Origin of the sequence: Dietzia sp. SYD-A1 (assembly GCF_015356725.1) — a bacterium.
Lineage (GTDB): Bacteria > Actinomycetota > Actinomycetes > Mycobacteriales > Mycobacteriaceae > Dietzia.
The window spans coordinates 1-11,729 of record NZ_JADDKI010000428.1 but is presented as its reverse complement, the minus strand read 5'-3'; the positions used below and the strand labels follow the sequence as shown (position 1 = coordinate 11,729).

Below are 11,729 nucleotides of genomic sequence, written 5' to 3'. Positions count from 1 at the left end.
GTGGTGGGGCTCAGGGTGGTGGGGCTCAGAGGGTCCGGGAGATCAGCTCCTTCATGATCTCGTTGGTCCCGCCGTAGATCTTCTGCACGCGGGCGGAGGCGTACATCCGGGCGATCGGGTACTCGGTCATGAACCCGTAGCCGCCGAAGACCTGCAGGCAGCGGTCGATGATCTCGCACTGCTTGTCGGTGCAGAAGTACTTGGCCATCGACGCCGTGGCCGGATCCAGCTTGCCCTCCAGGTGCAGGGAGATGCAGTGGTCCAGGAGGGTCCGGGCCGCCAGGGCCTCGGTCTTGCACTCGGCCAGCTCGAAGCGGAGGTTCTGGAACTTCAGGATGGGCTTGCCGAACGCCTCGCGCTCCTTGGCGTAGTCGACCGCGAGGCGGACCGCGGTCTCGGCCGCGGCGACGGCGGTGACGGCGATGATGAGGCGCTCCTGGGGCAGCTGCTGCATGAGCTGGATGAAGCCCTGGCCCTCGCCCGCCTCGCCGCCGAGGATGTTGGCGGCGGGGATCCGCATGTCGTCGAAGAACAGCTCCATCGTGTCCTGGTACTTCAGGCCGATCTTGTCGAGCTTGCGCCCGCGGTCGAACCCCGGGAGGTCGGTGGTCTCGGCCAGCAGGAGCGACAGCCCCTGGGCACCCTCGCCACCGGTGCGGGCGACGATGATGAGCAGGTCGCAGTGCATGCCGTTGGAGATGAACGTCTTGGCGCCGTTGACCACCAGGTCGTCGCCGTCCCGCACCGCCGTGGTGCGCAGCGCCTGCAGATCCGAACCCGCTCCGGGCTCGGTCATGGCGATCGCCCCCACCATCTCGCCGGTCGCCAGCTTCGGCAACAGGCGGGTCTTCTGCTCCTCGGTGCCGTACTGGAGCAGGTAGTGGGCGACGATCGTGCTGTGCACGGAGTTGCCCCAACCGTCGTCGAGCGCCCGGGTCTGCTCCTCGGCGATCACGGTCTCGTGGGCGAACGTGCCGCCGCCCCCTCCGTACTCCTCGGGGATGGATATGCACAGCAGGCCCGCGTCGCCGGCCTTGTTCCAGAATCCTCGGTCCACCGCGCCCTCGGCGGCCCACCGCTCGAGGTTCGGCGCGGTCTCCTTGTCCAGGAACGCACGAGTGTGGGCGCGTAGCGCGTCCAGGTCGTCGGTCATCCACGGGGAGCGGTAGGGGGCGGTCTCGAACACGAGGGATCTCCAGGGGTCGGTCGCGTGGGGCCCGGGCGGCCCCGCTCGTCCACCACAATACGAGTGCATGCTTTGCTATGCAATCGTATGGTCGCGGTATTGTCTCCGACATCGACCGGACGCAGACGCCGGTCGAGGGACGAGGAACGGGGTGGCGCACATGGCCGGGACCACAGCCGACCGCGGCGGTGCCGCCGAGGGGGACCTCACCGCGCGGGCGCGGATCCGCTACGCCGCACTGGCCCTGTACGCCGAGTACGGCGAGGACCGGGTCTCGATGCGTCGGGTCGCCGCCGAGGTCGGGGTGACCATCGGCCTGATCCAGCATCATTTCGGCACCAAGGACGGCCTGCGCCGCGCCGTCGACGACCTCGTGGTGGAGCGGGTCGTCGGGGCGCTGGCGACGGTGGAACACACCGGGACGCCGGCGGAGGTGGTGGAGGCCAGGAACGTCGCGGTCCGCGAGATGCTCCGGCAGAACCCGCAGCTCGTGAGCTACCTCAACCGGGCCCTGTTGGAACCCGACGGTCGCGGGGCACCGTTGCTGGAGGCGATCGTCGACCTCACCACCAGGGAGATCGAGGGCCTGCGGCGAGGGGGTCTGGCCTCCACCAGGGCCTCGGACAAGGTGCAGGTGGTCCGTACGCTCGTCGACCAGGTGGGGGAGGTGTTCCTCCGGCCCGTGGTCGAGGCCATCTGGGCCCACATCGGTGGGGATCCGGGCGAGTGCCCGTCGATCAGGATCACGGTCGAGGGTCACTGACGCCGAACGAGCCCGTCGGACGGCTGGCTCGCCGCGAGTAGCGGGGCGCGCCCGCCGTGCAGCCGGAGCCGGCGCCCGATAGGCTGTCAGGGCGTTTACCCGGGCAGTCTGCCGGGGTGGGAAGGACACGCTCATGAGGTTCACCGGCCTGGCCAAGCTCGCCGTGACCGCTGTGATGGCCGGTGCGACCGCACTCGCGGCCCCCGCCGCCGCCCAGGCCGCGGTCCCGGTCGCCGGCGGCACTCCGGTGCTGGTCAACGGAGTGGCCGGGTGCACCCTCACCGCCGCCGGGTATGACGCCACCGGAGCCCCGGTGGCCTTCACGGCCGCCCACTGCAGCGACCGGATCAACTCCCCGGTCTTCCTCCGGAGCGACCCGGGAGCCGGGGTGATCGGCACCGTCGCGACGCGTAACGAGATCCTCGACTACTCGGTGATCCGGCTCGACCCGGGTACCGCGGTCCCCGTCCGCCAGCCCGGGGTCAGCGGGCGCGGTCCCGCCCCTGAGTTCGGTGACGTCGTGTGCAAGGACGGGTTGTCCACGGGGCACACCTGTGGCATCACGTGGCAGCGCGACGGCGCGAAGTTCTGGAGCCAGGCCTGCGCGGGATACGGGGACTCCGGTGGTCCGGTGACCCGCGACGGTCGCCTGGTGGGACTGCTGTCCGGTGGGCACATGCCTCCGAACGCCGGGCCCATCGGCAGCGTCGGTCCACTCCTGCCGTCCTGCTTCCACGCCGCGCAGTCGCCCTTCTTCCTCCCGGCGCTGGCGTACTCGTTCGATGCGATCGTGACCGATGCGACCGACCGCAACTGGCCCGGTCGCGGTTTCCGGATGGCCTGACGGCCCGCCGAGCGGACCGCCCGAAATCGGTGTGGATCATCGGCCCACCTGGTACGACTGGGGTCATCCCGGATGAGAGGTGAACCCATGACCAGCACCGATGCCACCGTTCCTCCCGAGCGACGCGACCGGGCCAGCAGGGGACTGTTCATGATCCTCGGGCTGATCGTCGTGGTGATCGTCGTGGGTCTTCTGGTGTTCCTGTTCACCGGGAATGCCGAGGAGTCCGCGCAGCCCGCGGCGGAGGACCCCCACTCCGCGCTCGCCGACGCCATCACCGCGGAGGTGGAGGGCGCCGTCGTCGAGTTCGAACCCGGCCTCGCCGCCGTCACCTTCCCCCTGCCGCCGGATGCCACTCCGGCCGCCGCCAGCCAGGCCGCCCAGGACGACTCGATCAGCATTCTCCGCGCCGTTCAGGACTCCGAGTGGTCGGGGACCGTGGAGATCACCGCCTACTCTGCGGCCGGCGACCAGCCGGAGGGCCAGGAGATGGTGAGGATGGTGTACCTGCCCGAAACAGTCGAACGGATCGACCCGGACGGGATCGGGCGCGAGGACGTGTGGGCCGAGGCGGACGAGCAGTTCGTCGACCCGGCCCTGGCGGGGTAGGCGCGCTGGCCGGGTGACCTCACCTCGCCCACAGTTCGGCGGACTCGGCGGCGCCCGCCTCAGACCGGATGCGTTGCCAGTTGCGGCCACCGCGCGCGAAGGTGGCCAGGACGGCGTCGGGGACGCTCGACCGGTCTGTCGGTTCGGATCGCCACGTGCACTCACGTACGTGCACCAGGTCCACCGAGTGCGCCTCGTCTGAGGCGTCGTAGCGCCACGGCCCCGCGAGACGCCCGAGCCAGTAGTGGCCGTCGACGTCCCGGGTCCAGACGTAGACGCCGTCGGGGACGTCGGCGAACCGCTCGATCCGGCGGGCCAACCTGGAGTCGTGCTGCGCCGCGGCGGCGTCGACCGCTTCGGCGAGCGACGACGGTGACGGCCCCTCGAGGCGTCCTCCCATGCCGCAGAGGCCGAGGCGCAGGCCGCGCTCGACTCCGCCACCGTCGGGCACCCGGTCGTCCCGCGACCGCATCGGGGCCCGGAAGAGGGGGACGTCGTCGTCAGGGGACATCGGTTCTGCTCCTGTTCGCGCGGCATGGGGGATATGCGTGGTAGAGAAGGGTCGAGGTTCACGATCAGCACGCGTTACCGAGACTTGCAGCGTGGTCCGAGGCATGCTGCCTGACTGTGCGATCGGCGGATCTCGGCACGCGTGTGCGAGGGGTCCTCCGAGCTTGCTGAAAACCGCAACAGCCGTCTGATTTGAGCACGGATTACCCGGTTCCCGGCACACTCGTTCGTCCCGGCCCTGGCCTGTGGCGTACGTGCGCATCCCTGCACGTTCGCGGGGTGCGCATCGCGAGAAAGCCACTTGGTCCCCGGAGGCTGGGGACCTCGGCGGGGACGGAAACCCGGCCTTCGACCGTGTCCGCCCCCGACCGTTCGGTGCGCGCATGCGATGGACTGAGGGCGCCCCACCCACTGCCGGACGGTCACTCGCTCGGACCGTATCGCGTCTTCGACGGCTGGGTCGCCGCTCGCGCCGGCACGCTTCAAGGCAAGAAAGGGGATCACGAGTGGTGAGATCGCGAGGGCCGTCACTGGTTAATGGCCGAATTGTGGTCGGGTGTCTCATCCTCCGTGTCCTTCCTCGGAGTTCGGAGGTGAGTGTCGTTCACACCTGATATGAAAGAAGTTCCATCTACGGAAGGCCCGACGTGACGAACCCCGGACCCCAGTACCAGCCGCAGCAGCCCGGGCCGTACGGTCAGCAGCCCGGGCCGTACGGTCAGCAGCCCGGGCAGCCCTACCCTCCTCCGCTGGAACAGTCGAAGGCGCGGGGTGGCTGCATGAAGTGGGGGCTGATCATCATCGGCGTGCTGTTCGCAGTCGGCCTGTGCTCGGTTGCGGTGTCGGGCGGGGACGACGATAGCGAGACAGCCGCTCAAGAGACGACGACCGCCACCTTCGCAGCTGAGACCACCACGCAAGCCCCGGCCGAAAGCCAGTCCGCCGAGCCGGAGCCCGCGCCGGCGCAAGAGCCAGAGGCTGCTGAGCCAGAGGTGCCGCGCGAGTATCTGAACGCTCTCCGCTCGGCGAAGCAGTACCTCGACTACACCGCATTCTCCCGAGATGGACTGGTCAGACAGCTAGAGTTCGAGAATTACAGTAACGACGCAGCTCAATACGCGGTCGACAACGTCGGTGCTAATTGGAACGAACAAGCGGCCAAGAGTGCCGAGCAATACTTGGACTACACGTCGTTCTCCCGGCAAGGCTTGGTCGACCAGCTCGTCTTCGAGGGGTTCACCCCCGAGCAAGCGGAGTATGGGGCCAGCCAGGTCTACTGACCCCCTGGGATGCCGAAGGACGCCCACCTGATGGTGGGGGCGGCCCTGTCGTGCGGGGTGGGGCTCACAACAGGTCGCAGCGGAGTCCGTATGGGACCGGCGGTGGCAACCCGGACCGACCTGGTACGCATGAGATCAAGTCCCGCAGTTGTGGCCACGGCCGGTCCAAATCATCGGGAGACTCGCCGGTTGTCACCCCAGAACTGCTGGTTGAAGCAATTCGGTACCGGTGAGTGCGCGACAGCCGTGTCGAGGCAGTGTCGACAGAATATCTCTGCGCCTGCTGCGTCTCCTCCCGTCTGATCTTGCGAGCCCGCCACCCTCTAAGGCGCGACTGGTGCACTCATCGATCAACACGACCAAGAACGCCCCCGCGGATCACCGATCCACGGGGGCGCCTGTCGATCTCAGCCGCGCGGGCGGCAGGGACTCACTTCAGCTCGGCGCTGGACAGGTCGAGCAGTCGCCGCGCGATCACCAGCTGCTGGATCTGCTGGGTGCCCTCGAAGATGTCGAGGATCTTGGAGTCGCGCGACCACTTCTCCAGGAAGCTGCGCTCGGAGTAGCCGTAGCTGCCGGCCAGCTCGACCGCGCCCAGGGTCACGGCGGAGCCGGTGCGCCCGGCCTTGGCCTTGCACATCGACGCCTCCTTGGTGTTGGGCATCTTGTTGTCGGCCATCCACGCCGCCCGCAGGGTGAGCAAGTACGCGGACTCCCAGTCGGCCTCGAGCTCGAGGTACTTGGCCACCGCGGCGGGCTGGCTGGTCGCGGGCCGGTCGTAGTCGATCTCCAGCCCGGCCTCCTCGAGCAGTGCCCGGATCTCCTCCAGTGCGGCACGCGCGACGCCGACCGCCATCCCCGCCACGAGCGGGCGGGTGTTGTCGAACGTCTGCATGGCGCCGGCGAAGCCCTTGTCCACCCGGACCTCGGGATCGCCCAGGAGGTTCTCCTTGGGGACCCGGCAGTTGTCGAAGGTGATCTGCGCGGTGTCGGAGGCGCGGATACCGAGCTTGTGCTCCAGCCGGTCCACGTTCACACCGGGGTGCTCGCGCGGCACGACGAAGGACTTGATGGCCGCGCGGCCCTTGCTCTTGTCGAGGGTCGCCCACACGACGATGTGGTCGGCCCGGGCACCGGACGTGATGTAGATCTTGGTGCCGTTGATCACGTACTCGTCGCCGTCCAACCGGGCGGTGGTGGACACCGCGGCGGAGTCGGAACCGAACTCGGGCTCGGTGATCGCCATGGAGGCCCAGACCCGTCCGAACCTCTCCATCTGCTCGTCGTTGGCGACCGCGGCGATCGCGGAGTTGCCCAGGCCCTGGCGCGGGATCGACAGGGTGAGTCCGACGTCCCCCCAGCACGTCTCGATGATGTTGAGGAGCGACTTCATGTTGCCGCCGTTGGACACGCCCTCGCGACGCGGCGCGCCGCCCGACCCCATGGTGGCACCGGAGGCGGCCTGCCCGGCGTCCTCCATGGCCTCCATCATGGCCTTGAGAGTGTCGAGCTCGACGGGGTACTCGTGCTCCGCGAGGTCGTACTTGCGGGACACGGGACGGAAGATCTGGGTGGCGACCTGGCGGGCCTGGTTGGCGCCCGCCTCGAGCCGCTTGGGGAGTTCGAGGTTGATCATCGTCAGAGTTCCTTAGTCCGGGTGGGGCGGGTGGCGGGGTGGGTGGTGATCACAGGACCACCACTCCCTCGGCCACGCCCACGGCGCGCAGGTCGCGGTACCAGCGCTCGACGGGGTGTTCCTTGGTGAACCCGTGGCCACCGAGCAGCTGGACGCCGTCGAGCCCGATCCTCATGCCCTTGTCGGCGGCGATCTTGCGGGCCAGTGCGGCCTCGCGGGCGAAGGGGAGTCCCTGCTCGGCGCGGGACGCCCCACGCCAGGTGACCAGGCGCATGCCGTCGAGTTCGGTGGCCATGTCGGCGACGGCGAAGGCGACCGCCTGGCGGTGGGCGATGGGCTCGCCGAACGCCTGGCGCTCCTTGACGTACGGGGTCACGTAGTCGAGGACCGCGTGCGAGGTGCCCACGGCGAGTGAGGCCCAACCCAGGCGGGACAGGCGGATGACGTCGGCGTAGGTGGCGGCCCGGTCCTCGGGGGAGGAGTCGGGGCCACCCAGGACGGCATCGGAGGGCAGCGAGACGTCGGTCAGGACGAGGCGTCCCAGGCCCGCGGCTCGCAGGCCCATGGACGGGTCCGCCTCGACCACGAGGCCCTCGGTGTCGGACTCGACCACGAAGAGCGTCGGGGCGCCGTCGAGGGAGGCCGCGATGACGAAGAGCTCCGCGCTGCCGGCGGTGGGCACCATCGACTTGACGCCGTTGAGCGTGAAGCCTCCCGGCCCGCGGGTCGCGGTGGTCGTGAGCTCGAACGGGTCGAAGAGCGGGCGGGGCTCGGCCACCACCACGGCGGCCGCCGGGGTCTTCTCGGAGGCGAAGGCCGGAAGATAGCTCTTCTGCTGCGCGTCGGACCCGAACTGGGTCAGGGTGGTGGCGACTCCGGAGGGCGCCAGGATCGGCAGGGCCAGCCCCATGTCGCCGTACGCCAGCGCCTCGGCGACCAGGGAGTTGGTCACCACTCCGCGCTCGGAGGCGATGCCCTCGAACTCCTCGGGCACGTTGAGCATGGTGGCGCCAATCTCGGCGGAGCGCTCCAGCAGCGAGGCCGGGGCCTCGGCGGCGTGGTCGGCGTCGTGGGCGGCCGGCCGCATGACCTCGGTGGCGAAGTCCCGGACCGTCTCGACGATCATCTGCTGGTCGTCGTCGAGGGTGAGGTCGAAGAGGTCGGGCCTCGACCCGGAGTCGGCGTCCGGCAGGCGCTTGGGCGCGCCGGATCCGGAGACCTTCTTGAAGGACTTGGTGGCGGCGCCGAGGGTCTTGAAGCCGGTCTTGGTGGCCTCGTAGGTGACCCGGTCGACCTTGTGGCGCAGGTTGAAGCGCTCGGCGAACTCCGACCCGGTGATCGTCGTGAGCGCGCGCATGGCGGCTCCGATGGCGTCGATCCTCGTGGGGTTCTTGCCCGGAGTGGAGGTCTCCGCGCGTCCGGTCGTGGACGGGGACGTCGAATTCTTGCTCATCATCACCAGCTGTTCTCGTGACGGACGGTGGACGGTGCTGTCGACGGACATCTTACTTCGGAGTAAGTTCCGAGCGCCACACTTTCCCCTCAAATCGTCTCGAGTGCAGGTCAGGGCGTCTAACTCAGCCCCGGAGAAGCGCTACCGCGTCCTCGACGGCCCCGGGACGGCCCGCCACGAACCAGTCGTAACCGTTCACCTCGACGGTCGCGCAGAGCCCGCCGGCGCCCTCGACGAGCGCCCGCCCGGGGAGCCAGTCCCACTCCGGGCACGAGTGCTGGCACCACACAGAGTGGACGCCGCAGGCCACCGCCGCGAGGTCGACCGAACCCGAACCGAGCATCCGGATGGTCGCCGCGCCCCGGCTGACGCGGTGGAAGGGATCGGCGAGGTCGGGGTCGGCGAAGAACGGCGGGTGCAGATAGGTGGCCAGGCTCCCGGCGGCCAACGCACCGGGGGTGAGGCGGGTCACCGGGACGCCGTTGCGGCGGGTGGGGACGTCCGAACCCCCGACGAAGGTCTCTCCGGTGACGGGGCGGTGGACGGCCCCCAGGAGGTAGTCGTCCGGGCCGGTCACCGCGACGGCCGAGCACCAGTAGTCGGAACCGCTGACGAAGTTGTACGTCCCGTCGACGGGGTCGACGACCCACCTGCGCTCGTGGCTCCCCTGGACGAGGGTCCCCTCCTCGCCGAGGACCCCGTCCTCGGGCCGGTGGGCGGCCAGGAGCGTGGTGATCTGGTGTTCGGCGGCCCTGTCCGCCTCGGTGACCACGTCGGACACCGAGGTCTTGTGGTGCACATCCAGTCCGTCGTCACGGAGACGGCGCGCCAGGGTCCCGGCGTCGACGACGAGCCGGGCGGCCAGATCCTCGTCCGCGATCGCCGTGACGGACTCGTCGGAGGGGTGCCGCCGGTGGCGGGTCTCAGGGGGCATGGGCTTCCTCCGCTGGTCCGCAGTGGCCCGCCGACCTCGTGCGGTAGCGGGTCCGTCCCCCGCGACGCTACCCCCGTCAGGCGACGGCTGGGCGTGCGGCGGGCCTCGGGCGGGTGGCGGGTGGGCGAACACGAGGAGGACGCCGACCCGCGTAGACTCCGATGCCGTGCACCCCGACGTTTCCGCCGACATCGCCGCCCTCGACGCCACCATGACGACGGTCGAGAAGGTCCTCGACATCGAGGAACTCGCCCGTCGCGTCGACGAGCTTGAGCAGATGGCCGCCGACCCCGACCTGTGGAACGACCAGGAACGGGCGCAGAAGGTCACCAGCGAGCTCTCCTACATCCAGGCCGACCTGCGGCGGTGCCGTGAGCTCCGCCAGCGCATCGAGGACCTCCCGCTGATGTACGAGCTCGCGGAGGAGGAGGGCGACGGGGCCGTCGAGGAGGCGGACGCCGAGCGGGCGCAGCTCCGGGAGGACGTCGAGGCGATCGAGGTCAAGACGATGCTCAGCGGCGAGTATGACCAGCGTGAGGCCGTGGTCAACATCCGTGCCGGCGCGGGCGGTGTCGACGCCGCGGACTTCGCGGAGATGTTGATGCGCATGTACGTGCGGTGGGCGGAGAAGGCCGGTCACAAGGTCGAGGTCTACGACACCTCGTACGCGGAGGAGGCCGGGATCAAGTCGGCGACGTTCGTCGTCCACGACCCGTACATGTACGGAACGCTCTCGGTGGAGCAGGGCACGCACCGCCTGGTGCGGATCAGCCCGTTCGACAACCAGGGTCGGCGGCAGACGTCCTTCGCCGAGGTCGAGGTGCTGCCGGTGGTGGAGCAGACGGACTCGATCGAGGTCGACGAGAACGAGGTGCGCGTCGACGTCTACCGCTCGTCCGGCCCCGGCGGACAGTCCGTCAACACCACCGACTCGGCGGTCCGCCTCACCCACGTCCCGACCGGGATCGTGGTGACGTGCCAGAACGAGAAGTCCCAGTTGCAGAACAAGGTCGCGGCCATGAAGGTCCTGCAGGCCAAGTTGCTCGCGCGCAAGCAGCAGGAGGAGCGGGCGGCGCTGGACGCGCTCGGGTCGGGGGGGAACGCCTCCTGGGGTAACCAGATGCGGTCCTACGTCCTGCACCCGTACCAGATGGTCAAGGACCTGCGGACAGAGTTCGAGGTCAACAACCCGTCGGCGGTCCTGGACGGCGACCTCGACGGGTTCATCGAGGCTGGCATCCGGTGGCGGATGCGGGAGGGGGCCGACGCGGAGTGAGTCTGCAGAGTGATTTCAGTCCGATCCTGAGGTGGTTGGGCAACGAGGGCCTGGAGGTCGTCCTCCTCGTCCTCGGTGCGGCGCTGCTGACCCGGGCGATCGCCAAGATCGCGCGGATGTGGACGGGGCGGATAGACTCACGCCACGCCGGCGAGGAATTCTGGTCCGAGGAGTCCAAGCACCTCCACTCCCTGATCCAGGTGATCTCGTATGTCGCCGTGGGTGTTCTCTACATCCTGTTCGGGATCCAGATCCTCCTGCGCTTCGGCGTCAACCTCGTCGCGCTGGTCGCGCCTGCGACCGTCCTCGGTGCGGCGCTGGGCTTCGGTGCGCAGAAGATCGTCCAGGACTTCCTGGCCGGGTTCTTCGTCCTTGCCGAGCGTCAATACGGCTACGGCGACATCGTCGAGCTCACCACGGCGACGGGGGTGACGGCGGGAACCGTCGAGGACGTCACCCTGCGGATCACGCGTCTGCGGACCCTCGACGGTGAGGCGGTGATCGTGCCCAACGGTCAGATCGTCACCGCGGTCAACCAGTCGCAGGACTGGGCGCGCGCGATCATCGACGTCCCGGTGCCCAACAACGCCGACATGGACAAGGCCCACGAGGTCCTCGCAGAGGTCTGCCGCGAGATCCTCGACGACGAGCGGGTGGGCCAATACATCCTGGACGAGCCCACCGTGATGGGAGTGCAGTCGATCCGCCTGGAGCAGACCGTGATCCGGCTGCTGGCCCGCACCAAGCCCGGCATGCAGTGGGAGGTCGGCCGGCGGATGCGCGCGGTCATCCTGCGCCGTTTCCGCGCGGAGGGCATCGTCCTGGAACCGGAGGCACTGGCCGCGATCCGGGCGGGCATGGTCCGCCCGCAGACCGGAGAGGGGAGCGCGTGATGGCCGAGCGCCGAGACGACGACACGACACCCGACGACCGCACACCAGACGACACGGCGGCGACGACCAGGCGGGAACCCGTGATCACCAGCGATCCGCTGGGTCTCGGCGGGACCACCGATCCCGACGCCCCGTCCCGTCGCCCCCGACCGAAGGTCCTCTCGCTCCTCGGGGAGTTCTTCTCGATGTCGCGGACCACCGCGATCCTGCTGGTGACGTTCGTGGTGGTGGGCATCCTGTACTCGATGGTGAGGGAGCAGCCCGTCGTCGCCATCCGGACGCCCGCCCCACCCCCGGCGACCACCACGGAGGTCGAGCCGACCGCGCCGACGGGAACCCCCACGA

Annotated in this window: 12 protein-coding genes; 7 read left to right on the top strand and 5 right to left on the bottom strand. The window is 69.4% G+C overall.

The features are described 5' to 3' along the window. Window positions 1-25: 25 nt before the first annotated feature. Entirely contained in the window at window positions 26-1,186 is a 1,161-nt protein-coding gene (locus tag IY392_RS15270) for an acyl-CoA dehydrogenase family protein (RefSeq protein ID WP_107755972.1), read from the bottom strand. Window positions 1,187-1,346: 160 nt separating this feature from the next. Between IY392_RS15270 and IY392_RS15265 the strand changes: the two genes are divergently transcribed. From IY392_RS15265 to IY392_RS15255, 3 genes are all read left to right on the top strand, one after another. Then, the gene (locus IY392_RS15265) at window positions 1,347-1,949 is read left to right on the top strand and encodes a TetR/AcrR family transcriptional regulator (protein WP_194861665.1); all 603 of its coding nucleotides are present in this window, start codon (window positions 1,347-1,349) and stop codon (window positions 1,947-1,949) included. A 133-nt stretch (window positions 1,950-2,082) separates the two neighbouring features. After that, window positions 2,083-2,793, top strand: a complete 711-nt coding sequence (locus tag IY392_RS15260) for a peptidase S1 (protein ID WP_107755974.1) — start codon at window positions 2,083-2,085, stop codon at window positions 2,791-2,793. Window positions 2,794-2,880: 87 nt separating this feature from the next. Continuing rightward, window positions 2,881-3,402 carry a hypothetical protein gene (locus tag IY392_RS15255; protein WP_107755975.1) on the top strand — a complete coding sequence of 174 codons (522 nt, stop codon included), beginning with the start codon at window positions 2,881-2,883 and terminating at the stop codon, window positions 3,400-3,402. A gap of 19 nt (window positions 3,403-3,421) precedes the next feature. Here the strand turns inward: IY392_RS15255 and IY392_RS15250 are convergent, their stop codons facing one another. Further along, a complete protein-coding gene (locus IY392_RS15250; protein WP_107755976.1) occupies window positions 3,422-3,913 on the bottom strand; it encodes a GAF domain-containing protein in 492 nt (163 codons plus the stop codon). Window positions 3,914-4,691: 778 nt separating this feature from the next. Between IY392_RS15250 and IY392_RS15245 the strand changes: the two genes are divergently transcribed. Further along, entirely contained in the window at window positions 4,692-5,192 is a 501-nt protein-coding gene (locus IY392_RS15245; RefSeq protein ID WP_194861664.1) for an Ltp family lipoprotein, read from the top strand. Window positions 5,193-5,622: 430 nt separating this feature from the next. Here IY392_RS15245 and IY392_RS15240 read toward each other — a convergent pair whose 3' ends face one another. The 3 genes from IY392_RS15240 to IY392_RS15230 all read right to left on the bottom strand — a co-directional run bounded on the left by IY392_RS15240 (window position 5,623) and on the right by IY392_RS15230 (window position 9,215). Beyond that, window positions 5,623-6,828, bottom strand: a complete 1,206-nt coding sequence (locus IY392_RS15240) for an acyl-CoA dehydrogenase family protein (protein WP_107755977.1) — start codon at window positions 6,826-6,828, stop codon at window positions 5,623-5,625. Window positions 6,829-6,877: 49 nt separating this feature from the next. Next, window positions 6,878-8,284 carry an acyl-CoA dehydrogenase family protein gene (locus IY392_RS15235; RefSeq protein WP_182613813.1) on the bottom strand — a complete coding sequence of 469 codons (1,407 nt, stop codon included), beginning with the start codon at window positions 8,282-8,284 and terminating at the stop codon, window positions 6,878-6,880. A gap of 121 nt (window positions 8,285-8,405) precedes the next feature. Beyond that, entirely contained in the window at window positions 8,406-9,215 is an 810-nt protein-coding gene (locus IY392_RS15230) for an inositol monophosphatase (RefSeq protein WP_107755978.1), read from the bottom strand. Between the two features lie 166 nt (window positions 9,216-9,381). Between IY392_RS15230 and prfB the strand changes: the two genes are divergently transcribed. From prfB to IY392_RS15215, 3 genes are all read left to right on the top strand, one after another. Further along, window positions 9,382-10,491 carry a peptide chain release factor 2 gene (prfB, locus tag IY392_RS15225; protein ID WP_017836577.1) on the top strand — a complete coding sequence of 370 codons (1,110 nt, stop codon included), beginning with the start codon at window positions 9,382-9,384 and terminating at the stop codon, window positions 10,489-10,491. Continuing rightward, window positions 10,488-11,384: a mechanosensitive ion channel family protein gene (locus IY392_RS15220; RefSeq protein ID WP_194861663.1), complete on the top strand. Its 897-nt coding sequence runs from the start codon at window positions 10,488-10,490 to the stop codon at window positions 11,382-11,384. The genes prfB and IY392_RS15220 overlap by 4 nt, the downstream gene beginning before the upstream one ends. Then, the coding region (locus tag IY392_RS15215; RefSeq protein WP_194861662.1) for a hypothetical protein at window positions 11,384-11,729 on the top strand (346 nt) is incomplete at its 3' end. The genes IY392_RS15220 and IY392_RS15215, both read left to right, overlap by 1 nt.